The 25,807-nt window shown below is 60.2% G+C and carries 20 protein-coding genes; 16 read left to right on the top strand and 4 right to left on the bottom strand.

The annotated features are described in order from the left end of the window. Nucleotides 1-123: 123 nt before the first annotated feature. The gene (locus CFter6_RS00235; protein WP_061538229.1) at nucleotides 124-1,161 is read left to right on the top strand and encodes an isocitrate/isopropylmalate dehydrogenase family protein; all 1,038 of its coding nucleotides are present in this window, start codon (nucleotides 124-126) and stop codon (nucleotides 1,159-1,161) included. A gap of 217 nt (nucleotides 1,162-1,378) precedes the next feature. Next, a complete protein-coding gene (locus CFter6_RS00230) occupies nucleotides 1,379-3,853 on the top strand; it encodes a phosphocholine-specific phospholipase C (RefSeq protein ID WP_061538228.1) in 2,475 nt (824 codons plus the stop codon). Here CFter6_RS00230 and CFter6_RS00225 read toward each other — a convergent pair whose 3' ends face one another. From CFter6_RS00225 to CFter6_RS00215, 3 genes are read right to left on the bottom strand one after another with little or no spacing between them, the layout of a single operon-like run. Continuing rightward, nucleotides 3,854-5,605, bottom strand: a complete 1,752-nt coding sequence (locus CFter6_RS00225) for a YadA family autotransporter adhesin (RefSeq protein ID WP_061538227.1) — start codon at nucleotides 5,603-5,605, stop codon at nucleotides 3,854-3,856. It lies immediately after the preceding gene. Nucleotides 5,606-5,643: 38 nt separating this feature from the next. After that, on the bottom strand, nucleotides 5,644-7,323 hold the full coding sequence (locus CFter6_RS00220) for a PA domain-containing protein (RefSeq protein WP_082814486.1): 1,680 nt from the start codon (nucleotides 7,321-7,323) through the stop codon (nucleotides 5,644-5,646). After that, nucleotides 7,323-7,601: a hypothetical protein gene (locus CFter6_RS00215; RefSeq protein ID WP_061538225.1), complete on the bottom strand. Its 279-nt coding sequence runs from the start codon at nucleotides 7,599-7,601 to the stop codon at nucleotides 7,323-7,325. Before CFter6_RS00215 ends, CFter6_RS00220 begins: the two co-directional genes overlap by 1 nt. 242 nt (nucleotides 7,602-7,843) lie before the next feature. Between CFter6_RS00215 and CFter6_RS00210 the strand changes: the two genes are divergently transcribed. From CFter6_RS00210 to CFter6_RS00165, 10 genes are all read left to right on the top strand, one after another. Further along, nucleotides 7,844-8,476, top strand: a complete 633-nt coding sequence (locus tag CFter6_RS00210; RefSeq protein WP_061538224.1) for an ABC transporter ATP-binding protein — start codon at nucleotides 7,844-7,846, stop codon at nucleotides 8,474-8,476. Nucleotides 8,477-8,821: 345 nt separating this feature from the next. Then, nucleotides 8,822-10,702, top strand: coding sequence for a fatty acyl-AMP ligase (locus tag CFter6_RS00205; RefSeq protein ID WP_061538223.1), 1,881 nt, complete (start codon nucleotides 8,822-8,824; stop codon nucleotides 10,700-10,702). Nucleotides 10,703-10,705: 3 nt separating this feature from the next. Next, nucleotides 10,706-11,653 (top strand): acyl-CoA desaturase, encoded by a 948-nt coding sequence (locus CFter6_RS00200; RefSeq protein ID WP_061538222.1) that lies wholly within the window; start codon nucleotides 10,706-10,708, stop codon nucleotides 11,651-11,653. 15 nt (nucleotides 11,654-11,668) lie between these two features. Then, complete coding sequence (locus tag CFter6_RS00195; RefSeq protein WP_061538221.1) at nucleotides 11,669-12,637, top strand: acyl-CoA desaturase; 969 nt, start codon at nucleotides 11,669-11,671, stop codon at nucleotides 12,635-12,637. Nucleotides 12,638-12,680: 43 nt separating this feature from the next. Continuing rightward, nucleotides 12,681-13,013: an acyl carrier protein gene (locus CFter6_RS00190; RefSeq protein ID WP_014005067.1), complete on the top strand. Its 333-nt coding sequence runs from the start codon at nucleotides 12,681-12,683 to the stop codon at nucleotides 13,011-13,013. Between the two features lie 14 nt (nucleotides 13,014-13,027). Next, on the top strand, nucleotides 13,028-14,128 hold the full coding sequence (locus tag CFter6_RS00185; protein WP_061538220.1) for a fatty acid desaturase: 1,101 nt from the start codon (nucleotides 13,028-13,030) through the stop codon (nucleotides 14,126-14,128). A 43-nt stretch (nucleotides 14,129-14,171) separates the two neighbouring features. Then, nucleotides 14,172-15,125 carry an alpha/beta fold hydrolase gene (locus CFter6_RS00180; RefSeq protein ID WP_061538219.1) on the top strand — a complete coding sequence of 318 codons (954 nt, stop codon included), beginning with the start codon at nucleotides 14,172-14,174 and terminating at the stop codon, nucleotides 15,123-15,125. After that, a complete protein-coding gene (locus CFter6_RS00175) occupies nucleotides 15,118-15,303 on the top strand; it encodes a rubredoxin (protein WP_014005064.1) in 186 nt (61 codons plus the stop codon). Before CFter6_RS00180 ends, CFter6_RS00175 begins: the two co-directional genes overlap by 8 nt. A gap of 160 nt (nucleotides 15,304-15,463) precedes the next feature. Further along, entirely contained in the window at nucleotides 15,464-16,486 is a 1,023-nt protein-coding gene (locus tag CFter6_RS00170; RefSeq protein ID WP_061538218.1) for an aromatic ring-hydroxylating oxygenase subunit alpha, read from the top strand. 57 nt (nucleotides 16,487-16,543) lie between these two features. Continuing rightward, nucleotides 16,544-17,341, top strand: coding sequence for an alpha/beta fold hydrolase (locus CFter6_RS00165; RefSeq protein WP_150118563.1), 798 nt, complete (start codon nucleotides 16,544-16,546; stop codon nucleotides 17,339-17,341). Nucleotides 17,342-17,383: 42 nt separating this feature from the next. On the opposite strand, the gene CFter6_RS00160 is transcribed toward CFter6_RS00165, so the two are convergent. Continuing rightward, nucleotides 17,384-18,421: an AraC family transcriptional regulator gene (locus tag CFter6_RS00160; RefSeq protein ID WP_167351327.1), complete on the bottom strand. Its 1,038-nt coding sequence runs from the start codon at nucleotides 18,419-18,421 to the stop codon at nucleotides 17,384-17,386. Nucleotides 18,422-19,117: 696 nt separating this feature from the next. Here CFter6_RS00160 and CFter6_RS00155 point away from each other — a divergent pair. From CFter6_RS00155 to CFter6_RS00140, 4 genes are all read left to right on the top strand, one after another. After that, on the top strand, nucleotides 19,118-21,835 hold the full coding sequence (locus CFter6_RS00155; RefSeq protein ID WP_061538215.1) for a type VI secretion system Vgr family protein: 2,718 nt from the start codon (nucleotides 19,118-19,120) through the stop codon (nucleotides 21,833-21,835). A 69-nt stretch (nucleotides 21,836-21,904) separates the two neighbouring features. After that, complete coding sequence (locus tag CFter6_RS00150; protein ID WP_061538214.1) at nucleotides 21,905-22,519, top strand: hypothetical protein; 615 nt, start codon at nucleotides 21,905-21,907, stop codon at nucleotides 22,517-22,519. Nucleotides 22,520-22,614: 95 nt separating this feature from the next. Continuing rightward, entirely contained in the window at nucleotides 22,615-24,621 is a 2,007-nt protein-coding gene (locus tag CFter6_RS00145) for a phospholipase D-like domain-containing protein (RefSeq protein WP_061538213.1), read from the top strand. After that, nucleotides 24,618-25,673, top strand: coding sequence for an SEL1-like repeat protein (locus tag CFter6_RS00140; protein ID WP_150118562.1), 1,056 nt, complete (start codon nucleotides 24,618-24,620; stop codon nucleotides 25,671-25,673). Before CFter6_RS00145 ends, CFter6_RS00140 begins: the two co-directional genes overlap by 4 nt. The last annotated feature ends 134 nt before the right edge of the window (nucleotides 25,674-25,807 follow it).

Below are 25,807 nucleotides of genomic sequence, written 5' to 3'. Positions count from 1 at the left end.
ATGCCGCGGGCCTTGTCTCGTGTAACGTCTTTGTAAACTACCCGAAAGCTTCGCGGTGCTAATATTGTGAATCTCACCGCCTGCCCCACACGTTTGTACCACGTATGCACTCAAGAGGATTCCATGAACAGCCCGACACTAAACCAAATTCCCGCCACGCTGATTCCCGGCGACGGCATCGGCCCTGAAGTCGTCGAAGCCACGGTCAAGGTGCTGGACGCATTGGGCTCTCCGTTTTCCTGGGATATCCAGCAGGCAGGCGTGGCCGGCGTCACCAGCGCCGGCGACCCGCTGCCGGCCGCCACACTGGCCAGCATCCGCAAGAACAAACTGGCCCTGAAAGGCCCGCTGACCACGCCGATAGGCGAAGGCTTCCGTTCCTCCAACGTGCGCTTGCGCGAAGAATTCCAGCTGTACGCCAATGTGCGCCCTGCAGTGACCATCGTGCCCGGCCGCTTCGAAGATATCGACATCGTGCTGGTGCGGGAAAACATCGGCGGCTTCTATGTGGCGCATGAATACTACATCCCGGTCGGCGACGATCCACGCGCCGTGGCAGTCTCGACCGGCATCAACACGCGCGAAGCCTGCAAGAAGATCGCGCGCTTCGCCTTCGAATACGCAGTCAAGAACGGCCGCAAGAAAATCACCGTAGTTCACAAAGCCAATATCCTCAAGGCGCTGACCGGCATCTTCCTCGAAGCCGCGCGGGAAATCGCACGAGAATACGAAGGCCGGGTACAGATGAACGACATGATCGTCGACGCCTGCGCGATGCAGCTGGTGCTCAATCCCTGGCAGTTCGACATGCTCCTGTGCACCAACCTGTTCGGCGACATCCTGTCGGACCAGATGGCCGGCCTGGTAGGCGGCCTGGGCATGGCGCCCGGCGCCAATATCGGCGACGACTGCGCCATCTTCGAAGCAGTGCACGGCTCGGCGCCGGACATCGCCGGCAAGGGTATCGCCAACCCGATTTCGCTGCTGCTGGCAGCCGGCCAGATGCTGGACCATGTCGGCCACAAGGACCTGGCGCTGCGGCTGCGCACCGCGATTACCGATACGCTCAACAAAGACCATGTGGCTACCGGCGATCTCAAGGGCAAGGCATCCACCCGCGAATTCACCGAAGCGATCATACGCAGGCTGCAGGCGGCCTGAACCGCAACGATCTGCGCACGCTAAACTACCTTCCATCCTGGAGCCGTATTTGCGCCGGCATGCACTGCCGGCGCGCGGCTCGGTCCGCGCCAGTCATCACGCAGTAACAAACCCCCGTTAGACTCAACGCCGCTGATGCGCAACCTTGCTTATCCAGCCAAGGCAATGCGCTCAAATCAATCCTGGTGTGCAGATCAACTGAGCCAACTGAGGGACGATGATGGATTCAAAAGCGAGACGTAATTTCCTGCGCGCCGCAGCCGCAGCCGGCGCCACTTTCGCGCTTCCCGACGCAATCCAGAAAGCGCTGGCGGTGCCCGCCAACAACCGCACCGGCACGATTGCAGACGTTGAACATATCGTCATCTTCATGCAGGAAAACCGCTCGTTCGACCATTACTTCGGCATGCTGGCCGGCGTGCGCGGCTACGGCGATCCGCGCGCCATTTCGCTTCCCGGCGGCAAGCCGGTCTGGTACCAGCCGACGCAGGCTGGCGCTTCCTACGTGCTGCCCTATCATTTCGATGCGCAAGGCAGCAACGCCACCAAGGTCGGCCTGAACCACAGCTGGAAAGGGTCCGAGAACACCTGGAAGAACTGGGATGCCTGGATTTCCAAGAAGGGCGCCAAGACCATGGGCTACTTCGACCGCGGCGACCTGCCTTTCTACTACGCGCTGGCGGACGCCTTCACTATCTGCGACGCCTACCACTGCTCGATTTTCGGGCCGACCGACCCCAACCGCTTCTATGCCTTGTCCGGCAGCGCCGGCGACAATATCACCGGACTCAACCAAGGCAGCCTCTACAACGCCAACCCGATCTACAACGGCGACATCAACAACGACGATATCAGCCCGGCAACCATCGCCGGCGCGCCAAACTGGAAAACCTACGCCGAAGTGCTGGAAGCCAACAACGTCAGCTGGAAGGCTTATCAGGAATTCGACAACTACGGCGACAACTACCTGGCCTACTTCAAGCAGTTCCGCGTCGAAAGCGACGGCAGCAGGCTGAAACCGACCTCGCCCTTATATATCAAGGGACGGGCGCTGATCCCTGGCTCGACCAAGGACAACACGGCAGGAACCAAAGGTGATCTGCTGGTCCAGGCCTTCAAGCGCGATATCGACGGCATCAACAGCACCACCGGCAAGACCACCTTGCCGCAAGTGTCGTGGATCTTTGCTCCCTACGAATACTGCGAACATCCGGAGGCCTCGCCCAACGCCGGCGAAGACCTTTCGTCCCGGCTGCTGGATGCGCTCGCCAGCAATCCCGAGGTGTGGTCGAAGACCGTATTCCTGATCAACTACGATGAGAACGACGGCTTTTTCGATCACATGCCGCCCAATATCCCGCCGCTCAACGCCGACAAGGGATTGACCACGCTGACCGATCCGACCGCAGGCGAACTCTACAACCAGGAGTCGAAGGGCCTGGGGCCGCGCGTGCCGATGATGGTGATTTCGCCGTGGAGCAAAGGCGGGCGCGTCTGTTCCCAGCTGTTCGACCATACCTCCGTGCTGCGCTTCCTGGAAGAGTGGCTGGTGGCCGGCAAAGGACTGGAGCGGGAAAAAATCAGCTGCCAGAATATCTCGCCATGGCGCCGCGCAGTATGCGGCGACCTGACGTCGGCTTTCGATTTCAAGAATCCGAACAAGGCATGGCCGCGGATCACGCCGGCGCCACCCTACCATGAAGTGAATTCCCCGGTAGATGCGGTTCCTCCCGTGCAGCAAACGCTGCCGGTGCAGGAATCGAACCGCAAGCCGCGTCCTGCCTGTCCGCTGCCGTACCAGCTGTGCGTCGACGGCAAGGTATCGGCATCCTCCGGTCACCGCGAGCTGACGCTCAAGTTCGGCAACACGGGGCGCACCGGCGCAGCATTCATCGCCTACTCCAACCTGCGCACGGACGGGCCATGGCACTACGCGGTTGAAGCAGGCAAGAGCCTGCCTGAAGTCAAGATCGGCAACTGGACCAGCAATGACTACGAACTGCGCGTGCACGGCCCGAACGGGTTTTTCAGGGAAATGCGCGGCAGTTTTTTAAATGCAGGCAATGGCTCCAACGGCCTGCCGGAAGTGCGCGCCCACGACGACTTTTTCCGCGCCGCGATTGTGCTGACGCTGTCCAACCAGGCGGCGTCCAGGCCCTGCACCTTCACCATCACCCACAACACCGGCCCGTTTTCCGGCCTGCCGCAGCGCTACCTGGTCGGCGCTGGACAAACGCTCAGCATACCGGCGCCGGTCTGGGCTGCCAAAGGGTGGTATGACTTCAGCGTGAAAGCCGATTCCGACCCGAGTTTCTGGCGCCGTCTGGCAGGGCACGTGGAAAGCCCCTGGCCGGCATGGACCGATCCGCAGATCGGCGTCATCACGCCATCGACCTTGTCGACAGCGACGCCGATCGTGCGCCAGGGCAGCACGATTGTCTTTAACTACAGCACCCCGGCCCAGAAGCTGAACAGCCGCAACTGGGTCGGCGTATTTCCATTGAACAGCAGGGTCCCGGACCAAGCAGGTTATAAAACCTATAGCGTGTACCAGTACGCGTCGTCGCTCAGCGGCCAGGTCACCCTGGATATCAGCAAGCTTGCAGCCGGTTCGTACAAAGCCTGGTTCCTCGCCAACGACGCCTACGCGGAACAACTGGCAGGGCCAGTTGTTTTCACCATAGTCGCCTGATCACCAGGAGTAACTGCCGCTACCCTGGATCGCCATCTTGCCGCCGTTGGCGGCGCTGGCGCCGACCGCCAGTTGCGTGTGCTGCGAAACGCTGGAAGCAAACGCCACCCCCAGCGCACCGTAGCCGCCGTAACTGGCGGTGCCCACCGCGATGCCGCTGCTGTCGCCGCGCGCCATATATACATGCGGGATTGCCATCGCCTGCGCCGCGGCGCGCGCAGCGTAACTCTTGCTCTGGTTCAGCGTGTCCTGCGCCGCCGCCTTCATCTGGTTCAGGTTGACGGCATCGGTGCCCTCGGTGCCCGCTGCGACATTGCTGATCTGCCGCTCGCCGCCGGCATAACCGACCGACACCGTATTGGCGCGCGCCGCGACCGAACCTTGTCCCAAGGCTACCGAATTGGAAGCGGAAGCCACTGCATTGGCGCCCAGCGCCACCGAGTTGTTGCCGCTGGCGATCGCATTGTTGCCGACCGCCGTGGCCGGATCCGCAATCGCCTGGGCGCCGGCGCCTATCGCCACCGAACCGGCAAAACTGGCGGTGGCGCCGGCGCCGACGGCAACCGTATTGTCGCCATTGGCGCTGGCGTTGTTGCCTTGGGCGACGGCATTGGCGCCCTTGGCGCTGACGCCGTTGCCGCAGGCAATGCCGCCGCCGGCGCCGACCCGGCAAGCACCACTGTTGAACAAGGACACCAGCGCCTTCTGCATGTCGGTCAACTGGCCGACGTTGGCCGCATCGGTAGCCGCCGTACCGGCGGCGACGTTATTGATCACCGTGCCGCTGCCGCCGTTGGCATTCAGCACCAGGGCCGTACCGCCGCTGTTGTATTGAGCCGAGTTGCCGGTCGTGCCGGTGGTGGTGCCGGTCGTGCCGGTGCCGCCCGAACCGGCAGCCTGCTCCAGCTTGGTCGCCCGGTTGTCGATCACGCCCACCTGCGTATTGAGCGTCGTGAACGAGGAACGCATGCCGGTCATCCAGACATCGACCGACGCAAAAGCATCGCCGACCTTGGAGGAAGCCACGCCCTGGATCACATAGGACGGCGCAACCAGGCCGCCGGCGGCGTTGATCGAGGCATTGCCCCCCAGCGCCGACACCACGGCGCGGTATTGGCCAAGGTTGGTGGCGTCGCTATCCGCCGTGCCTGCCGCCAGGTTGGTGATCTGGCGCTGGAACGGCGCGGTGACGACGCCGGCGCTGTCGGTCGTGCTTTGTGTACTGCCAACCGAAACTGTATTGGCGCGGTCGGCCACCGAATTGGCGCCCAAGGCCACGCTGTTGTCGCTGTTGGTGCGGCTCATCCGGCCCAGCGCGGTGCTGTTCTTGCCATTGACCAGCGACGACTCCCCTACGGCCGTACCGTTGACGTCAAACACATTGGCGTTGGCCCCCAGCGCAGTGCTGCTGGCCTCGCCGGCAAAGCTGTTGGCGCCCAGCGCCGATGCATTGGCTTTGGCAGCCGCGGCATAGGCGCCTACCGCAGTAGTGTTGTCGTCGTTGGCCAGGGCGCCAGTGCCCAAGGCCGTAGCCTGGGCGCCTGAAGCGACGCTGCTGCTGCCGGCAGCCACGGCATCGGCGCCCGTGGCCTTGGCGTCATCCGAACCGTCGTTCAAGCCCTTGGCCTGAAAGTATGCAGGTACAACCTGTGCGCCGGCTTCGGCCGGCAACCAGCCCAGTGCAGCGATGCACAAGCTCATTTTCAGCAGCGAAAAACCCGGTACGCCATCTTTTGTGCGGCTATTCATCATCAGAAATTCCCCAAGCTAAAGTGAAAGACAGGAACAGTTCAGTGCCAGGCCGCGTATTGCGCATCCGCCTTGCTGCCGACCAGGCACATCTTCAGGCTCTGCGCCTGCGCCGGTTTGAACAGCTTGGCTTCCAGCCGCGATTGCACGTAACGGCCGGTGCAGTCGCGATAGTCGCCGACGGTGGCCGAGGTCTTGGCGCACAGCTTCAGGTTGGTAAGAGCGTTGGCGCCTGGGATCAGGCCGCCCGGGGAAGAGATCGGCACGCTGGTGTTGCAGTCCAGCAGGCTCAGGTTGCCGCGGTTGACGGTCCAGCCGATATCCATGAACAGCGCCGGCGTCAAGTCCAGGTCTGCCTGGGCGATCACGGTAGCGCTGGCGCTAGGCGCCATCAGCGCGGTCGGCACGGTCAGCTGGTCGAAATGCGAAATGCTCGAACCCGGCAGGAACCCCGGAGGCGCGTAGAGCTTGACGCGCTGGACCGCATGGCCGGCGCCGTCGACGCCGTCCGCCAGCACCGCAGCCAGGTGGCGATCCGCGTAGGGACCGATGCCGGCCGCAGCCAGCCCTTGCAGGTTGGCCTTGAGCTGGTTGCCCAGCGCCTGTGTCACCAGTACGGTCGGGATGGTGATCAGCGCCGCCACGTTGGCGTCGCCGGCGGCCATCGGCGCCAGGGCGTCAGGCTTGTTGCTGGCGATGATCACCGCCACCGCGCCGGCCTGCTGGGCGTACAGCGTCTTCTGCGAGAAATTGCAGACGCCGCGGTCGATCAGGGCGATCCGGCCGGCAAGCGCCGCGCCGTTGGTGATCGGCAGGCAGCCGTCAGTGTGCACTACATTGCCGGCATCGGTATAAGTCGCCAGCACCACGCTGCCGCTGAACGCCGCGCTGCTGGCGGCCGCACCGAAATCCGCGGTGGCGTAGGGGTTATATCCTGCCGCAGCTGCCGGCGCCGAAATCTGCAAGGCAATCTCCGGCTGCAGCTTCATCGGAACTTCCAGCGTCACCTGCGGCCCGGTCCACACCAGCTTGTCGCTGATGCGGGCGGCGGCGCGCTGAGCGTCGCTCATTGCATTCCAGTCGAGTCCGCCGGCGCTGCGCATGTAGCGGTTGTAGATCCGGCTCGGATCGGCTGCGGCGCGCGCCGTTGCGTTATCGCCAGTAAAACCCAGGCCGTGGCCGATTTCATGGGTAACCACATCCAGGAAATTGGTCTGGCCCTTGGGCGTACGACCGTCCAGTCCGTAATACCAGCCCTGGCCGGCGCCGCCGACATCGATGTCGGTGGTGAACTGCGACTGGATATCGTCCTTGCCCGGGTTGTTCTGGGCGCCGCGCAAGGCATTGGCGAGCGCGGCGTTGTACCAGGTATTGGCCAGCGGTGCATTGGCGAAATCGCGGTAACTATTGATCGGGCCAGCCTGCCCCAGGATATTGTTGCCGGCGGAATTCTGGCCCAGCGACGCGAAGGAGGCCTGCACCCGCACCGGCACTGCGCTGTTGAGCAGCGCGCCGTACATCTCGAGGGCAAACTGATAGACCAGCCGGCGTTGTTCGCCCAGGGTCTTGCCGGGATTGCCGCCCACCGGCGCCGCCGCGGTCAGGTCATTCAGTCCAGCCCCGGCAGGATCCTGGTTGACCAGGACAAAATCAGCGGCATGGGCCGCCGGCATAGCAGCAAGAAGGACGGCAAGTCCGGCACAGCAAGCGAGGGTTTTCATCAGCGCACCTCGTTTTTCTTTTGAGGCGCTACCGTGTCGTTAGAGTGCTGCACCACGACACGACCGTCCGCTCCCTTCACCGCGACCAGCGGCGAAGGCGCCGTTTCCGTCAGTTCGACGCCGTCGCCAGGACGTTTGACCTGGTTCTGAGCTGCCGTTCCTGCTTTGGAGGTGCTGGCCGGAGCGGCCGGCTGGTCCGCAGCCGATGCGGATGCTGCAGCGAAAGCCAGCGACAAACCCAACAAACCGCTACATGTGTACCTGGTATGCATATTCATTGCCGAGATTCCTTTGTGAGGCCTTGCTTGTTCCTGCGGGAACGGTAGGTGATACCGGTTCTTACGGATGGATCTCGTACTAAACCGCGTATCACGGCGACGAGACTCTTTCTCTGATTCTCATGTGGGTTGCCCCGCGAGACAAAAAAAGGGGACATAAACCAGCAAATTATTTATACACATATGCTTTCCTCTACAATCCCAGGCAAGCAGAACCGCGCAGAAACCTGAAAACCACGACCATGAAACAGCACCCCACAGCTATCCTCGAGGCCGCCGGCCTGACTTTTCACTATCCCGAACGGGAGCTATTCAGCGCCTGGTCGGCCCAGATTCCCGCCGGCGTGACGCTGGTGCGCGGCGGCGACGGGCGGGGCAAAAGCAGCCTGCTGCGCTTGCTGGCCGGCGATCTGCCGGCCCAGGGCGGCCAACTGCATCTCAATGGCGTGTCCCTGGAACGACAGCCGGACCTCTATCGGCGGCAGGTATTCTGGGTGGAGCCGCGTTCGGAAGCGTTCGACCAGATGACGGCGCGCGAATATTTCGCATCGCTGCACGCCGCGTATCCCGGCTTTGACGACACGCTGCTGCCCGGCCTGGCCGACGGCCTGTCGCTGACGCCGCACCTGGACAAGAAGCTGTTCATGCTGTCCACCGGCAGCAAACGGAAAGTCTGGCTGGCTGCAGCGTTTGCCGCCGGCGCCCGCCTCAATTTGCTGGACGATCCGTTTGCCGGGCTGGACAAGGCGTCCATCAACTTCGTCGTCAAGAGACTCAGCCAGGCCGCGGCCAATCCGGCGCAAGCCTGGGTGATTGCGTTGTATGAAGCGCCGGAAGGCGTGCCGCTGGCAGCATTGATAGAACTGGGGGATTGAACCCGGCCTGCTTGTCCTCGACAGTCTCGCAACGAGACCGCCGCCGATATGAATATGGCAAGGGCCGCGTTTTCCGCTCCTTGCCATATGAATAATCCGCAGATCGATATGCGCATTCCAATGCCTGGAACCGCGCGCAACCGCAAATTGTCTCGCGCAGCAATCAAATTGGCCGCTGCCGCAACAGACACAGAACAAGCTAATCCATATAGTCGTTTCACAGATTGAGCCGACCGTGCGCAACAGCGGGTTCCCCGCTGTGCCGCAGCGCGGCGTGGCGTGATCGAGACCACATCCGGCCTCGGTCGCACGGCCTTTGCCTGGCAATTAAATACGGAGTATCGAATGACATCCAGCTTGAGCATCAGCGAAGCGGTAGCGTTTGCCCATGGCCAAAGCGGTCCGGAATCTTCGATAGCCGCGGCCGCGCAGGATATCGACATGGACGCCATCCTGCGCCGGCGCGCCGCGGCAACGCCAGACGCGGTAGCGTTGCGTTTCCTCAAGAACGGCGAAGACGACATCGCCGAATTGACCTATCGCCAGCTCGACTTGCGCGCCGCCCGCCTGGCGCGCCAGCTCAAACAGCAACTGGCGCCAGGCGCCCGCGTGCTGCTGGTGCTGGAGCCGGGCCTGAATTATGTCACGGCGCTGTTCGCCATTTTCAAGGCCGGCGCTACTGCTGTACCGTCGTTCCCGCCAGTCGGCAGCCGCGCAGTGGCGCGCTTCGCCAGCATCTGCAACGACTGCAATGCGCAGCTGGTGATCGCAGAAGGCAGCCTGCACGCAGCTGTGGACCGTCTCAACGCCTCGCTCTCCGCCGAGGGAAATTTTCCTGAATGGCTGTTTGCCGGCAGCGATTTTTTCGAGGCGCAGGACACGCAGCCAATAGCTGCGGATGCCACCGACGACGTCGGCACAAGCGAACCGTTTCCGGCACTGCTGCAATATACCTCCGGCTCCACTGGCAATCCCAAGGGCGTGGTGCTGTCCGCCGCCAACCTGATCAGCAACAGCCGCGTGCTCGACATCCGGCTGGGATCGGCAGAAAAACATATCGGCTTCACCTGGCTGCCGCCCTACCACGACATGGGCCTGATGGGAGCGCTGCTGCTGTCCGTGTACAGCGGATTCACGCTGGTGGTCATGACGCCTGCCCATTTCGTGCAGCGACCGCTGCGCTGGCTGAAAGGCCTGTCGACGCACCGGGTGACGACCTCGGTGGCGCCGAATTTTGCGCTCGACCTGTGCGTCGACACCATTACCGATGAGGAAATCGCCGAACTCGACCTGAGCAGGCTGAAGATGCTGTTTTGCGGCGCCGAGCCGGTGCGGCAAGCCACGCTTGACCGCTTTTCGGAAAAATTCAAAGCGGCCGGATTCTCCAGCGCAGCGTTTGTTCCATGCTACGGCCTGGCCGAAGCCACCCTGTTCATTTCCGGCAAAGCGAACCGCGACGCCATACCCAAGACGCTGCTGCTGGACCATGAAGCGCTGGCCTGCGGCCAGGCCAAGCCGGCTACCGCAGATGCGCCTGCCACGGCGGTCATCAGCTGCGGCACGGTGGCCAGTGGACATGTAATGGCTATCGTCGATCCCGACACCCGGCAGCAGCTTCCGGCCGGCGCGGTCGGCGAACTGTGGTTCAAGGGCGCCAGCGTGGCGCAAGCCTATCTCAACCAGCCCGAAGCCAGCACCGAAACATTCCATGCCTTCATTGCCGACGATCGGCAGGACGGCCCCTACTTGCGCACCGGCGACCTCGGCTTCATGCTCGACGACGAACTGTATATCACCGGCCGCATCAAGGACGTCATCATTTTCGCCGGCCGCAACCTCTATCCGCAAGATATCGAAGCCGCAGCCCAGGCCAGCCACCCGGCGATCCGCACCAACGGCGTCGCAGCCTTTTCAGTGACACGAGACGACACGGAACAGCTGGTGGTGGTGGCCGAGATCCTGCGCTCAGCCAAGCTGAACGGCGAAGACCTGGAAAACGTCGAAGACGCGATCGCCGCCGCCATCACCCGCAGCCATGGCGTGGCGCCGCACACCGTGCATCTGGCCCCGGTGTCGACCATCCCTCTGACCACCAGCGGCAAGGTGCGCCGCAGCGCCTGCCGCGATGCCTTCAACGCCGGCTCGCTAGCGTATGCCAAGGCCCGTCCGACGCCATCCGCAACGGCGACGGAAACCGACAGCACCACACTTTTCCAACAGGGGTAAGCAGTGACCAATACCAAACATCCCGCTGCCGCAGCGCTTGACGAGAAAGTGCAAGCGCTCAGGGACGGCGACAGCAAGGCGCGCAGGCTCGCTTACCTGACCGTGCTGACGCCCGCCGTCGGTTTCGTCGCCGCGCTGTGGTATTCGATCCAGTTCGGCTTCAAGCAGCAAGACATGATCCTGCTCGGCGCCATGTATTTCCTGACGTCGTTCGGCGTCGAGGGCGGTTTGCACCGCTTCTTTTCGCACCGCGCGTTCAAGGCCGGGCCCGTCGTGACCGCCGTTATCGGCATCCTCGGCTGCATGGCGGCGCAAGGGCCCATCCTGTTCTGGGCGGCGACGCACCGCATGCACCACGTCTTCACCGACCAGGACGGCGATCCGCATTCGCCGCGGGTACTGTCGCCCGGCCTGCGCGGCCGCATCAAAGCCTTGTGGCACGGCCACGTCGGCTGGCTGTTTACAGTCAAGCGCAGCAACTGGAGTACCTACGTACCGGACCTGTTCGGCAGCAAGCTGGTGCTGTTCGTCAACCAGCATTATCTGATCTGGGTCTTGCTCGGCCTGGCGCTGCCGACCGCAATCGGCGCCGCCCTGAGCGGCATCGAAGGCGCGATCGGCGGCCTGCTGTGGGGCGGCCTGGCCCGGATCTTCCTGCTCGACCAGGTGACCTGGGCAGTCAATTCGATCGGCCACACCTTCGGCAAGCGGCCTAACCAGACCCGCGACACCAGCGGCAACATCGGCTGGCTGGCGCTGGTGTCGGCCGGCGGCGGCTGGCACAACAACCACCACGCCAACCCGGCGCTGGCGCACAACGATTTCCATTTCTGGCAGATCGATACCACCGCCTGGGTGATCCGGCTGTTAGGACTGCTCGGCCTGGCCTGGGATATCCGCCAACGCCAGAGCGCAGATCCGCTGGACCAGAAACTTTTCAATAACGATTAACGTCGGGAAAACGCCATGACTACGCAAACCAATGTCTTACCTCCCAAACCGGCGAACGCCGCCGGTCCTGCACTGAGGCCGGGCGTCGCACCGCTGACCGGCGCCGGCGCCACCATCAAGCAGGTGACCGCGCTGGTGGTCATGCTGGTGCCGCTGGCCGGCTTCGCGGTGGCGCTGCAGCGCGCACTGGAAGGGCGCATGTCGACCACCGACCTGGTGCTGTTCGGGGTTTTCTATTTCCTCCACATGGGCGGCATCACGATGGGTTTCCATCGCTACCTGGCGCACAAGACCTTCAATACCTCGCCGTTTTTCGAGGGCTTGCTGCTGATCTGCGGTTCGATGGCGGCACAAGGGCCGATCATGTTCTGGGTCACCACCCATCGCCGCCACCACACCTACAGCGACCAGCACGGCGATCCGCATTCGCCCAACCTGCACGGACCGGGCCTGCTGGGCCGCCTGCGCGGCATCTGGTATGCGCACATGCCGTGGATGCTGGCCAAGGACGTGTCGGGCTGGAATTTCTTTGCGCCGGACATCCTGGCCAACCGCAAGCTGTTCTTTTACCACCGCACCTATGGCCTGTGGATCGTGCTCGGCCTGGTCTTGCCGGCTGCCATCGGCGGCGCGGTCGGCGGCAGCTGGGACGCGGCTTTCAGCGGCTTCCTGTTCGGCGGACTGGCGCGGATTTTCCTGGCCAACCAGGCTGCCTGGTGCGTCGGTTCGGTGTGCCACATGATCGGCGGCAAGCCGTTCAAGACCGACGACAACAGCGCCAACAACTGGACCGTCGCCATCCTCACTTTCGGCGAAGGCCTGCAGAACAACCACCATGCGTTCCCGGGATCGTACCGTCACGGCGTGAAATGGTGGGAGCCCGACCTGAGCGGCTGGCTGCTGGCCGGCTTCGGCAAGATCGGCGTGGTCTGGAACCTGCGTTCGCCCGACGAAAAAGCCGTCGCCAAGATGCGCGCCCGCTAAACCCAGCAAGAATCCTTAGTTCACATTCATCCCAGGAGAAACCATGTCTCAAGAAAACAAATCGGGCGGCCTGTTCGGCTTCTTCCGCAAAGGCGGAGAGGAAGTTGAAAGCAACGTTCCGTTAAGCGAGGAAGTGATCCGTCAGTGGCTGGTCAAGCGTCTGGCCAAACAAGTCAAGGTCGACCCGAGCGCCATCGACACCGCCAAGAAGTTCGAACTGTACGGTCTCGATTCGATCGTCGCGGTGCGGGTTTCCGGCGACCTGGAAAAGCTGGTCGAGCAGCGCCTGTCGCCGGCGCTGCTGTTCGAACACCCAAGCATCGACGAGCTGAGCGCTCACCTGGCCACGGAACTCGGGCTCAACGCCATCGCATAATCTGGGAGAAATCAATGCCGTCCGCAAATAGTTATCCTTCATCGCCGGGGCCCGAGTTCGAGGCGTTCCTGGACAAGAGCAAGACGCTGGAAGGCGCCCGCCTGGCCGAAGCGATTCCCAAATCGTATTTCGAACCGCAAGCCTGGCGCGGCCTGGCCGGCTTCTTCATCAGCTACGCGCTGTATATCGGTGCCATCGTCGGCGTCGCCTATGCGCCGCACTGGGGCTTCTACATCCCGCTGTTCATCGTCGCCGGGCTGGGCGGCTGGGGCTTGCATTGCATCGCGCACGATTGCGGCCACAATTCGTTCTCGCGCAACAAGAAGCTCAACATCGTCATCGGCCACCTGTCGCTGCTGCCGCTGCTGTATCCGTTCTATTCATGGAAGCACGTGCATAACCTGCATCACTTCCACACCAACAACCTCGAGCTCGACACCGACTGGCGGCCGATCCCGCGCGACATGTACAAGCGCATGTCGTTCGGCCAGCGTTTCGTCTACATGGGCACCAGGACCTGGCTGTTCTGGGCCGGCACCATCAACTACTGGATCGTGTCAGGCTTCCGGCCAGGCTTTTTCCCCAAGAAGGATATGCGCACCGACGTCAAGCGTTCGATTGCCTTCGTAGTGCTGGCTTCGATAGTCTATTTTTCGGCGCTGATCTACTTTACCGGCATCAGCGGCTTCTTCCTGCTGTTCTTTGCGCCGTGGATTGCGATCCATACCTGGTTCAGCGTCACCACGCTGATGCACCACACCTCGGCCGACATCCCGTTCCTGACCTCTGAACACTGGACGCCGAACGCCAGCCGCATGCTGGTAACCACCGATTACCGCTATCCGAAATGGCTGCTGTTCCTGACCCACAACATCTCCATCCATACCGCCCACCACGTGGCGCCGGTGGTGCCGTTCTATAACCTGCAGAAAGCGCAGGTCGCGCTGAAGCAGGCTTATCCGGGCATGATCAGGGAAAAGGATTTCAGCTTCGGCGACCTGCTGTGGGTCATCAGGAACTGCCATTTCTACGACCTCGATTCCGGCTATTACAAGGATTCGGCGGAACAGCGCGCCGTGGTTAACGGCGGCGCCAATTCGGTCGCCAATACCTGATCCTCCATCAATCCGTGCCGGGCCAACCGCAGGACCTGACGACATGACTGACATCACTTCACCCTCGCCGCCGCTATCACAACAGCCGCAACAGCCGGCGGCGGCGCCGGCCCTCGGCATCGGCGCCAGCCTGGCAAAGGCGGGCTACCAGCTGGGCGGCATGCTGGCGCCAACCCTGGCCGGACGGATTGCGGCGGACGCCTTCGGCCGCTCGCGCTCGAAAGGCGGCCGCACCCTGTTCCGCATGCCGCTCGGCGCGCAGACCTTCGAGATTGCCGGCAACGACGACGTGCGCCATGGCTATCTGTGGAAAAACCATGGCCCTACCGTGCTGCTGGTGCATGGCTGGGGTTCGGACAGCAGCAGCATGATCGGCTTCGTCAAGCCGCTGCTGGCGCTCGGTTTCCAGGTGGCGTCGTTCGATGCGCCGGCGCATGGCGAATCGGCCGGCAACAAGACCACCATGACACGTTTTGTCAAAGCGGTCGGCGCCGCCATCAAGTCGCTGGACAACGTGCAGGTGATCGTCGGCCATTCGCTCGGTTCGATTGCCTCGGTGGCAGCCATCGCCCACGCCGATGCGCGGCACGCGGAAGCCGTCAAACGCCTGGTGCTGATAGCCGCACCGGTATCCCTGTCGACCGTACTGGAGCGCTGGTCGACCAACCAGCACCAGCAGTTACCGCCGGCCGTGATCGGCAAGATCTACGACCGCCTGCAGGTGCAGAACGGCGTCCCCGTCAGCTACTGGGACATCAGCGTGCTGGGCGCGGTCATGGAGGTGCCGGTGCTGGTGGTGCACGACGAGCACGATCCGGTGGTGCCGCTCAGCGAAGCCCAAAAGCTGATGCGCAGCCTGAAAAACGTACGCCTGGAGCAGACCTCAGGCCTCGGCCACAGCCGGATACTGTCTGCCACGCCGGTCAAGGAACTGATCACCCGCTTCATCGGCCCATCCCATCTGACCCCAACTAGCCTGGAACCTAGCAATGACTGAAACAGAAACTGAATTCAAGACACTGATGTGTCTGGTGTGCGGCTGGATCTACTCGGAAAAGGACGGCGCGCCCAGCGAAGGCCTGGCGGCCGGGACCCGCTGGGACGATATCCCGGACACGTGGACCTGCCCGGAGTGCGGCGTCAAGAAAGAGGATTTCACCATGGTGGAATTTTAAGCTGCCGCATTTGCATCAATTGCAACAATAGCGTTGCCACAAGCGCATGGGAACCTATCAACTTTGACAGGCTGTTGAAAACCGGCGGCGGCGGTAAGATTTCTGACCGTGTCAGTCAGCTCGCAGCTTGTCATCGATACAACTAGAAATGGAAGACACAATGTTTATTCATAACGCATGGTACGTAGCGGCGCTGGCGTCCGACATCAAGGCCGAGCTGTTCCCGAGAACCGTCTTGAACAAGCAGATCGTGATGTACCGCACCTCCGACGACAAGCTGGCGGCGCTGGAAGACCGCTGCTCGCACCGCCATGTGCCGCTGTCCAAGGGCTGCCTGATCGGCGACCAGGTCCAGTGCGCCTACCATGGCATCCGCTTCAATGCCGGCGGCACCTGCGTCCACATACCCAGCCAGAAAATCATTCCGCAGCGCGCCAGCGTCAAGTCTTTTCCGCTGGTGGAAAAACATGGCTTCGCGTGGATCTGGATGGGCGAGCGCGATCTCTGCGATGAAGCGCTGATCCCGGATCATTCCGTATGCACTTCAGCGCGCCATGCCGGCGAGATGTTCTACGCCCATGCCAATACCGACTACCGCCTCGGCATCGACAACTTTCTCGACCCCTCGCACGTGTCCTACGTGCATTTGAGCACCGTGATGTCGCAAGCCGTCACCGAAGCCTCGCCGGAAATCATGGTGACCCCGGGCGAAGTGCGGGTACGGCGCATCCTGCGCATGGAGAAAAGCTCGCCGCTGCTCAAGAAGATGATGAACCTGGATCACATCGACCGCATCCAGGACGCGATCTTCTTCCCGGTCGGGAACACCAGGATAGACACCATCGCCCATCCGCCGGGCCAGCCGGAAGGCATGAACATGCGCCTGTCGACGCTGGGCATCTTTACCCCGGAAACCGAGACCACCTGCCACCTCTGGGCCGGCCTCTACCGCGACTTCGGCATCGACAACCAGCAACTCTCGGACGCCATCGCCAAGGAGCTGCGCACCACCATCGCCGAAGACGTGTATATCTGCCAGCAGGCGCAGGCCAACTGGGACAACGACGCCGTGTTCATCCACCTGGCGGTGGACCAGGCCTCGATTGCCGCGCGCCAGATCCTCGACGTGCTGCTGCAAAAGGAAACCCAGGTGCAGCCGCCCACGCTGGTGAAATCGGCGTAAAGAATCCTCGTAACAGCGCAACACAGCAAACCATAATATCTACCGGAGACCGTCATCGTGAGCACCCCTGTCGAAAAATTAGTGCCTACCCCCGAATCTGTCGCCAAGGCCTTCCTCACGCCAAGGACCGATGAGCGTACTCCCGTCATAGCCGGTTTCGAAGGCGCGAGCCGGGTGGAAACCAACGGCCCGACCGGCAAGCTGGTGTCCTGGCAGGCAGGCCGCGGACCGACGGTATTGCTGGTGCACGGCTGGGAAGGCCGCTCCAGCGACATGGCGCCGTTCATTCCGCCGCTGCTGGCAGCCGGCTACCGCGTGGTGCTGGTCGACCTGCCGGCGCACGGCGAGTCGGAAGGAACCACCTCGTCGATCCCGGCCTGCGCCTCCGCGCTGCTGAAATTCCAGGACCTGATCGGCCCGGTGTATGCCGCGATCGCTCATTCGGTCGGCTGCGCCCTTACCGTGGAAGCGGTGCGGCACGGCCTGCAGGTCGAGCGCCTGGTCCTGATCGCGCCGCCGGCGCGCTACTTCGATTACGCCGTCGGTTTCGGCGTCCAGGCCGGCCTCGACCGGCATCAGGTAGCAGCCATGATCGCCTTGCTGCAAGAGCAGGGCGTCGATGTCGCCGATGTCGATACACCGAAAGCAGCTGCCAATCTCAAGCAGCCGGTGCTGATCCTGCATTCGAACGACGACCGCGTGGTGCCGGTATCGCTTGGTGTCGAAATCGCCGAGGCCTGGCCAGGTGCCCGGCTGCTCCGCTTCGACGGCCTCGGCCATCGCCGGATCCTGCAAGCGCCTGAAGTGATCGAAGCCGCGCGCGCTTTCCTGACGACGCGCAGCGCGCTCGCCTGAGGACAGCGGGATATGGCTATGCAGCCCGGACAATACGCCGGATCATCGCGACAGCAGCAGATGGTTGCGGTACTGCTTGGGCGACATATTGAACCAGCGCTTGCAAGCCCGGAACAGCGCACTCTGGTCGGTAAAACCGAGCAGGAAAACCGTCTCCGAGATCGGCAGCTGATACTGCCCCAGGTATTGCTGCGCCAGGCTGTATCGCGTTTGCTCCACCAGTTCCTGGAAACTGGTGCCCTCGTCCTGCAAGCGCCTTTGCAAAGTGCGTTCGCTGATGCATAACGCACTGGCGATGTCGGCCCGTAACGGTTCACCGTGCGCCAGCCGGCGCGTGATCAGCTCCTGCGTCTTGGCGCGGATGCGGTGCTGGTCGAGCCGGCCGAGGCGTTCGCTGGCGTACCGGTCATGCAAGCTTGCCAGCGATGGATTGGATGATGGCAGTGGCGTGAATATGTCTGTCCTCGAAAGAAAGAAACGGTTGGCTACCGCCCCGAAACGCAATGGACAGCGGAAGGCATCCTCGTATGGCGCCCGGTCGTCCGGTTCCGGATGGGTGAATTCGACCGCCAGCGGCCTGATGTCTTGCCTGGTGACCCAGCGGCAAAACGTGACCAGCGTAATCAGGTTGAAATCGAAGCGCTGCCGCGGCACGTTTCTCTGCAGGTCGCCGTTGATGGCCAGCGTGAACCAGTAGCCGCCGTCTTCTTCGGTGAGCACGATGGTGGCGGCGTCGGTAACCAGGCGCAGGTAACAAATAAGCCGTTCCAGGCTGGCATGCAGGTTTTCGCTGGACATCATGGCGTAGCCGACCACGTCGAAGATGGCTGGCGTGGTCACCTCGGGAACCGACAGTCCGATCGCCGGGTTGTTGGAACGGGCAGCGGCTATTTTCCACAAGGCGCAAAGCTTTTCCGTTGCATAACTGGCGTGAGGATCATTCAATATGGCGATATCCATGCCTGCTTCGGCGAACAGTGCCGGTACATCCAGGCCGACAGCCTTGAACATCTCTGCCACGCCTTTGACCCAGGTGGTAGAGCAAGTCAACGTACTTACCTGGCGATGGCTGGGGTTCATTTTTTCTCCTTTCTTTGCGTCTGTTCGAAAACTGCCGTGATCGCTCGTCAGCGTGGGAATCGGGAAACGAAGATGCGGGGTGCCTTTGTCTGAATGGGAGAGAGAAACGGGCTGCGCATGTTGCATTCTTCTTGGCTCCCAGTGGTAAATACGTCAGCGTCAGCAAGCCATGCCAGGCCGCATGACGGCTGGACAATCCTGGTCCTATCGATGTTTGGTCCGGTATCGGCTGAGCCAGCCAGACGTCCCGCCCGGCCGGGATGGTATTGCTGCGAATGCCGTTCAGGTGGCGCTAAATTGAGCGGCTGTAGTCTGCTACAAAATAATGCTGTAATGCAGCATATGAGCAGGAATAGGCGAAATCAACTGACATTATTGACAGGTAGCCCGGCTTTATTTGGGAAACTGAGCCGGTGCTCTAGCGAGATCGGAACTGATAGCGTTACCAGCCATAAAATATTATTTTCAGATCCGCATGCCGAGAAACAGAACCGTCTTTTCAGGCCGGCGCCGGCTGCTCTTCATATACAACAAGAGTGTGAATTCTTGCAAAATCCACCGCCTGCAGACATTTCTCCTTAGCAATTAAGGATGGCAGCAGGTATGATTGTGGGATATTTATCAATTGCCATAACCGCACAATATGTTGTTAAAATAATATTTTGTCGGTAGCAGTTCCATTTCGGGGAACCCCTCATGAGCAGCCTGCTTCAATCCCTGTCCGCCTTGATACAAGGCCGGCAGCATGATCGTATATTGCGCCTCTCTTTCCCGCACGACGACGGCCCGCAGGCACAACTGCTAGTCAACAAGCTCGATGCCGCCGAAAGCCTGTCGCGCGATTTCGCCTTCACCGTTGAGCTGCTGTCCGATGACGCTGGCCTGGCGCTCAAGGACCTGCAGGGCAAGCTGTTCACCGTAGAACTGGTGCGCGCCGATGGCAGCCTGCGCTACTTCAACGGCTACTGCTTTGAATTCCGTTTGGTTAAAACCGACGGCAGCATCAGCTTCTACCAGGCCAGGCTGGGTCCGTGGCTGCAGTACCTGCACCTGCGCAAGGACAACTTCATTTTCCACGGCAAGACCCTGCGCGAGCAGCTCGACAGCATCTTCAGCGACTATGGCACGCTGCCCGACTGGGATTTCCGCGTCAGCGGCGAAGATCCCGCAATGACCGATGCCTTCCAGTTCGACGAATCCGACAGCAACTACGTGCACCGCCGCCTGGAAGCCGCCGGCCTGCTGTATTACTACGAGCACAGCGCGCAAGGCCACAAGCTGGTCATCACGGACGATTCCGCCCAGGCAGCGGCCATCGACGGCGGCCCGGAGATCCGCTTCCAGCGCCACGGCGGCGCCACCGAGGAAGACGGCATCGGCGAGTTTTCGCCGGTGCGGCAGATTGTGCCTGGCTCGGTATCGCTGTCGGGATTCAATTTCAAGAGTCCGGTGCCGATCAATGCCGGCGTGCCGACGCTGAACAAGCAAGGCAACGTGCTCGACATCGAATCTTATGAATATGTCGGCGCCTACGGCGTCAAGAACGCGCAGGATGCAGACAAGCTGTCGCGCTTGCGCATGGAAGAAATCGAAGCGGCGGGCAAACACTTTGAAGCAGCAGGCAATAACCGTTCGGTCCTGCCGGGGCGCTGGTATCAATTGACAGGGCATTTTGCCTTCAATCCGTTCGGCATCCATGAGGAAGCGGGCAAGAATGAATTCCTGATTCTTTCCGTACACCACGTTGCGAGCAACAATTACCTGCAGCAGGCCGACCAGAAAGCCGACTACAGCAACCGCCTGACCTGCATCCGCAAGAGCATTCCATGGCGGCCGGGCCGCGGTTTCAACAGCGTCGCCACCAGGATCCTGTCGCCGCAAACCGTCACGGTAGTCGGCCCGTCAGGGCAGGGCAGCATCCATACCGATGAATACGGCCGCATCCGCGTGCAGTTCCATTGGGACCGCATCGGCAATAACGACGAGAAGAGTTCGGCGTGGGTGCGTGTCGCCAGCTCATGGGCCGGCGGCGAGCTGGGCGCCAAATCGATTCCGCGCGTGGGATCGGAGTGCGTCGTGCAGTGGCTGGATGGTAATCCAGACCGGCCTATCGTTACCGGCAGCGTCTACAACCAGCGCAACATGCCGCCGTGGAAACTGGCGACCCAGCAGCCGCTGATGGGCTTCAGGAGCCGCGAGCTGACCCCCAACGGCGGCAATCAGCCAGGCGGCCGCAGCAACCATCTGATCCTGGATGACTCCAACGGAAAAATCCAGGCGCAACTCAAGAGCGATCATCAGCATAGCCAGCTGAGCCTGGGGCATATCACCCGCATCGAAGACAATGCAGGCCGCAAGGATGCGCGCGGCGAGGGCTGGGAATTGCGGACCGATGGGCACGGCGTGGTGCGCTCGGCCAAGGGCATGCTGATCACTACCGAAGCGCGCGGCAATGCTGCTTCGCATATCAAGGACATGGGCGAGACCGTGCAGCGCCTCACCTCTGCGCGCGACCAGCATGAAACGCTGGCCGACATGGCGCAGCAGGCGGGAGCGCAGGAAAAGCAAGGGCAGCAGGTCGATATTGCGAAAATCCTGAAGGCGCAGAATGATGCGATCAAGGGTAGTGGCGCTGGCGGCGATGGCAATTTCCCAGAGCTGTCGTCACCGCACCTGGTGCTGGCCAGTCCTGCCGGCATCGAATCCACAACCAGCGGCAGCACCCATATCGCCAGCGCTCAGAACACCGCGATCACTACCGGCAAGAGTTTATCCATCGCCAGCGGCGACAGCCTGTTTGCCAGCATCCGTCAGACCTTCAGGTTGTTCGTGTACAAAGCCGGCATGAAGATGATTGCAGCCGGAGGCGACATTGATGTGCAGGCGCTGACCAACGGCATCAATATTCTTGCCAAGCTCAATATCACGCACACCGCCAATCGCATTACCATCGTCGCCAAGGAAGAGGTGATGATTAACGGCGGCGGCAGCTACGTCAAGTACAACGCCGCCGGCATCGAGCATGGGACAAACGGCATCTATGTGGCGCATGCCGCTACACATAGTCTGCCGGGACCAGCCAATCTGTCGACGCCAAAATTGCCGGTTCCGGTGAAAATGCCAGAACAAATGGTTTTTAACCTGCACACCTTGGCGGGGCAGAGTCACAGTATCCCTGAACCTTATGAACTGTATCGCGATGGCGCTCTGGTAGAACACGGCGTTACCGACGAATGGGGGCGCATCGTGGTGAAAGATCACGTTCCGACCAGTAAATATGAAGTGAAATTGAGCGAAGGCAGCAGTCTTGCCTTGCCAGTGAATCCGGAAAACAAAGAAGAACCGCAGCGTATCTCTAATCTTGGATTCCGCGATTTGGGCGACGCATCGGACGGACTGACATCGCAAGTGTAGAAAAACAATCCCTGGCCCTGATTAGGTCCCCAGGAAATTATTTTATCCATTACAAAGCTTGGGACAACAATGAACTATTGCCGTCAGATTTCCATGGGTTTCCTTGCATTGAGCATCATGGCATTTTCGCAAGCGGCGCTTTCCGCCATACCGAAAGAATGCAAAGACATGGCAGGAACATATCAGGTCGCTCCCATCACCGAGCCGCGCGGATTGGCTGAAATAAGCCGATATGTGTTGAACATCCCGACATACGTGCCAGGCGAACCCATTTTTACAGTGGCGATAGATAATGACAAAGCCTGGCATACGGGACTAGTCAGCGGGACACGTGTTCCGATCGAATTGAAAACCACGCAACCTGGCGGTTCGGATACTTTCGCCGATGGAATCGATACGCCATGCCTCTACAAAATCGGGAACGATCTGGTCGTGTACCAGGTCGATTTCAGCAAGAGTGACGCAGCGACCCTCAAAGATGTCACCAAAGGCATTACTGACTACTGGGGCGCTTTTCTGGAAGATGCGCAGAGCAGAGGCAAGAATTACGTATTTGATGTGGGAACGCTGCCGCGGCGTGCGCTGAATGCCGACACCATACAGAAAACTCGTTATATCGCCATTTTCCTGGACTGGAAAACCGGCATGCCGGTCCCAGAAATTCTACCCCTGGAAAAAAAATAAACTGATTCAGCACAAAGTAATCCAATATCGCATTATTAAATCGAAAACCGCTTGGGACTGATTCGCTCTCAACGATTTGAAGGACACCGAATACCATGCCGCCAGATATCAACAAGCTGTTTCGAACCGGGGAATTTCATATTGATGAATTGTCCCGCGAGGCCAATATCAGCAAGCAGTGGTTGCTCGAAAATATCAACAACCCCTGGGATCATCCAATTTCTGCAAACCATCTGGATTTTTTTGTTTGCGCGTCGAACGCATTTCCAAAGATCGTTGCAGATATTCAAGCGGCAAAAGAAACCGTCGACCTGGTTTGCTGGGGATTCGACCCGGGCATGGAGATCGGCAAACGCCAGGGCGGAACCTGGCCGCGCGGCCTGACGTATGGTGATTTGTTATCCCAGGTCGCCGCCAAGGGTGTCATCGTGCGATTGATGGTGTGGTATCCCGCCGGTGTCGGCAAGGAACTCGGGTTGATGGCCAATAACTTGCCTGGTTATACCAACAAGTCCGATCTCGAGCGCGTTGTCAGGGCTTTCAATGACAAGGACGATCCCGATCTCGCCAACTATTACCGCGCCTTCCACCAAACGCCTGAACGCGCGAAACACTGTGTCGACTGGTGGGAAAAAGCCATGACGGGGAAAATGCCGAATTTACATGTGCGTCATCGCTGCCAGAGCGCCGATTCCGTTGAACAGAGCATGAAGGGTGAAACCAAAGGTTATACGTCCATTGAAATTGCGGGATTGAAGAGAGTGCCGACGCATCACCAAAAGCCCATCCTGATCGATTATGAACTACCTGGTCCCACCTCGGTAGGGTACGTGATGGGACTGAACTCGACTACCGACTACTGGGACACGCCTGAACATATTTACGACGATCCGTTGCGCGGCTATCAATGGGAGGGAACAAGCGATTCAGCCAATCTCAGCCTACGCCTGAAACCCTACCGCGACTATGCAATCAGGGTACAGGGACCAGCTCTATTTTGTTTGAATCGTAATTTTTCGACCGCATGGGATCGCGCCGCGAAGGAATGGGATACGACTCCTTCCGCAGGATCGCTGTCTGCGCTACGGGCGCGGTTCAAGGGAGATCAATTCGCGCCGCCCGCAGGCGCAGACAAGCATATCTCCCAGATCATTCGTACACAACCCGAAGAAAAAGATAAAACCATTCAGGATGCCTATTGGCTGGCGACCAGCCAGGCGCGTAGCTACATCTACATAGAGAACCAGTATTTCCAGCACACTCCCTGGGCTGAACATCTTAAAGCCATGCGTTTGAAATATGCCAAGGGCATGGCAAAGGCTCCCGGAAAACCGTCGATTCCTAATCTGTATGTGTTTATCCTCATACCTGAACCGGAAAAAGGCGGGATGGTGCCGCGCACTTACGATACCGTTGCCGAGCTCGGCGAAGGCGCCAGCATCAAGAAATACGATGACGGTGTCAAGAGTTACAGGGACATGCAGCCGAAGGCAGACGATTCTTTTTTTGAGAAGTTGGTGAAAAGCCGCGCCCAATCCGATCTTGGCACGCAAATCGGCAATCGAATCGGAGCCGGCGATGTTTTAGACTCGGCTAACCGGCCACCAGTCAGCGCCGCCGATCTGGAGGCCCTCGGCATCAAAGTGTTGATCGGAAAACTGTACACGCAAGGCGGCACAGGCAAATGCAGAGAAATCTATATTCACAGCAAATTGATGATTATTGACGACGCCTTCTTCACGCTAGGCAGCGCCAATCTGAATTTACGCAGCATGGCTGGGGACAGCGAAATCAACATCGCTTGCATGGATAAAACCTTGCCGAGGACAATGCGACAAAAGGTATGGGCTAATTTAGCCGGAGGCGAATTAGATGGCGGAGATGCCACAGGAACTAAATTAGAAGATACTCACGGGGATTGGTCCAAGAAAATGAAAAAGAACGCTGCTGTTATCGACAAGGCGGCAAAAAACAGCAACGGAATTGATCGTCTTGACAATCATATTGTCAAATTCTCTGATTCACGCGGCGGCACCGGATTCGGTGTTCGTTTGGCGCAAGCCCCTGCCGCCACTACCGAAACGGGGGAAGCTACTGCATGACCTCATTGACCACACTATCTAGCGGCACTTGGCGCCGTTACCTGTCGCTCTTTCTTATTTGCCTTCCACTTTCTCAAACGGCCTGTTCTATGGACAACGATTTGCCTCGCAACCACATTCCTGAATTGTTCCATCCGCATCGCACTGAATTCACTTGCAAGAGTGAACTGACGGCAGCACCACCGTTGGACCGGGAGGCTGATATCTGGTATCAGGAAGCATTGGCGTTAGATACACCTGATCTGTGGAAGGACGACCGCAACTGGCCACGCATCATCGAACTGTACACAAAGGCCGCAGAGCGTAAGCATTGGAAAGCCATGAACAATCTGGCGACCCTCTACCAGACCGGTGTTTGGGGATTGAAGGATTCCAAAAAGATACTTGTAGAACGCAACCCTAACGCGGCGATGACCTTGACCGAGGACGCGATGCGTATGGGTGTGCCGCTGGCTTACGCAGTGATGGGCAACTATTATGCTGACGGCTTTATCGTCAAAAAAGATCCGACTGCAGCCTGGGCGTTTTGGCAAAAGGCCGCCGACATGGGCAGCAGTTTTGCGCAATTTACGATCGGACGCAGTTTGAATGCGGTATTAGAAAAAGATGAGCCCGAGCGTGAACGCTGGAGCAATGAAGTGATCGGCCTCAAAATGCTTGAATGCGCTTTTGCGCAGGGTAACGGTGATGCTGCCGAAGCACTGGGGATCGAATATGACGTCATTCAAAAGGACAAGTCACGAGCCCTGCACTATTTTCACGAGGGAGTGAAGTTCGGGAGCGCCGCATCGGCTGACTATTTACGCGGCGAATTCCAAAAGGTTGACGGTCTCGCGCCTGCTGGTGTTGATAACTCGCGAGCTGATCGTTATCGAGTCTTCAAGAAAGCTTTGGAACACGACTCAGATCTGCGTTTTCCTAATCTCGACAACGTCCTGCCATTACCTCCGGCCAAATTGCCTCAGTGGAGCGGCAAACCGGAAGACCTGATCAACGCTGCCAAAGAAATACATCCTGTGCCGCCAAAGCCTGCGACAAACGCTGCAAGCTAGCTGGATCTCCCAATGATTCGCAGGTTTAAGCTCGCGACCATGGAAGGACAACGCATCGTCAAAAGTACAATACCGCAGGCTGCAGCGGCAAGCTCATCGGCGACAACCTGAAATGCACGCAAACTACCTATTTT

The organism is Collimonas fungivorans (genome assembly GCF_001584145.1).
GTDB lineage: Bacteria > Pseudomonadota > Gammaproteobacteria > Burkholderiales > Burkholderiaceae_D > Collimonas > Collimonas fungivorans.
This window is presented reverse-complemented; position numbering and strand designations above follow the sequence as displayed.

Excerpts from the sequence above, each read along its gene's own strand:
- CFter6_RS00145 (WP_061538213.1), top strand. The coding sequence starts at position 22,615 with ATGCCGCCAGATATCAACAAGCTGTTTCGAACCGGGGAATTTCATATT.
- CFter6_RS00215 (WP_061538225.1), bottom strand. The coding sequence starts at position 7,601 with ATGAATATGCATACCAGGTACACATGTAGCGGTTTGTTGGGTTTGTCG.
- CFter6_RS00175 (WP_014005064.1), top strand. The coding sequence starts at position 15,118 with ATGACTGAAACAGAAACTGAATTCAAGACACTGATGTGTCTGGTGTGC.
- CFter6_RS00140 (WP_150118562.1), top strand. The coding sequence starts at position 24,618 with ATGACCTCATTGACCACACTATCTAGCGGCACTTGGCGCCGTTACCTG.
- CFter6_RS00210 (WP_061538224.1), top strand. The coding sequence starts at position 7,844 with ATGAAACAGCACCCCACAGCTATCCTCGAGGCCGCCGGCCTGACTTTT.
- CFter6_RS00230 (WP_061538228.1), top strand. The coding sequence starts at position 1,379 with ATGATGGATTCAAAAGCGAGACGTAATTTCCTGCGCGCCGCAGCCGCA.
- CFter6_RS00190 (WP_014005067.1), top strand. The coding sequence starts at position 12,681 with ATGTCTCAAGAAAACAAATCGGGCGGCCTGTTCGGCTTCTTCCGCAAA.
- CFter6_RS00195 (WP_061538221.1), top strand. The coding sequence starts at position 11,669 with ATGACTACGCAAACCAATGTCTTACCTCCCAAACCGGCGAACGCCGCC.
- CFter6_RS00170 (WP_061538218.1), top strand. The coding sequence starts at position 15,464 with ATGTTTATTCATAACGCATGGTACGTAGCGGCGCTGGCGTCCGACATC.
- CFter6_RS00225 (WP_061538227.1), bottom strand. The coding sequence starts at position 5,605 with ATGATGAATAGCCGCACAAAAGATGGCGTACCGGGTTTTTCGCTGCTG.
- CFter6_RS00220 (WP_082814486.1), bottom strand. The coding sequence starts at position 7,323 with ATGAAAACCCTCGCTTGCTGTGCCGGACTTGCCGTCCTTCTTGCTGCT.
- CFter6_RS00235 (WP_061538229.1), top strand. The coding sequence starts at position 124 with ATGAACAGCCCGACACTAAACCAAATTCCCGCCACGCTGATTCCCGGC.
- CFter6_RS00180 (WP_061538219.1), top strand. The coding sequence starts at position 14,172 with ATGACTGACATCACTTCACCCTCGCCGCCGCTATCACAACAGCCGCAA.
- CFter6_RS00185 (WP_061538220.1), top strand. The coding sequence starts at position 13,028 with ATGCCGTCCGCAAATAGTTATCCTTCATCGCCGGGGCCCGAGTTCGAG.
- CFter6_RS00160 (WP_167351327.1), bottom strand. The coding sequence starts at position 18,421 with ATGAACCCCAGCCATCGCCAGGTAAGTACGTTGACTTGCTCTACCACC.
- CFter6_RS00205 (WP_061538223.1), top strand. The coding sequence starts at position 8,822 with ATGACATCCAGCTTGAGCATCAGCGAAGCGGTAGCGTTTGCCCATGGC.
- CFter6_RS00150 (WP_061538214.1), top strand. The coding sequence starts at position 21,905 with ATGAACTATTGCCGTCAGATTTCCATGGGTTTCCTTGCATTGAGCATC.
- CFter6_RS00155 (WP_061538215.1), top strand. The coding sequence starts at position 19,118 with ATGAGCAGCCTGCTTCAATCCCTGTCCGCCTTGATACAAGGCCGGCAG.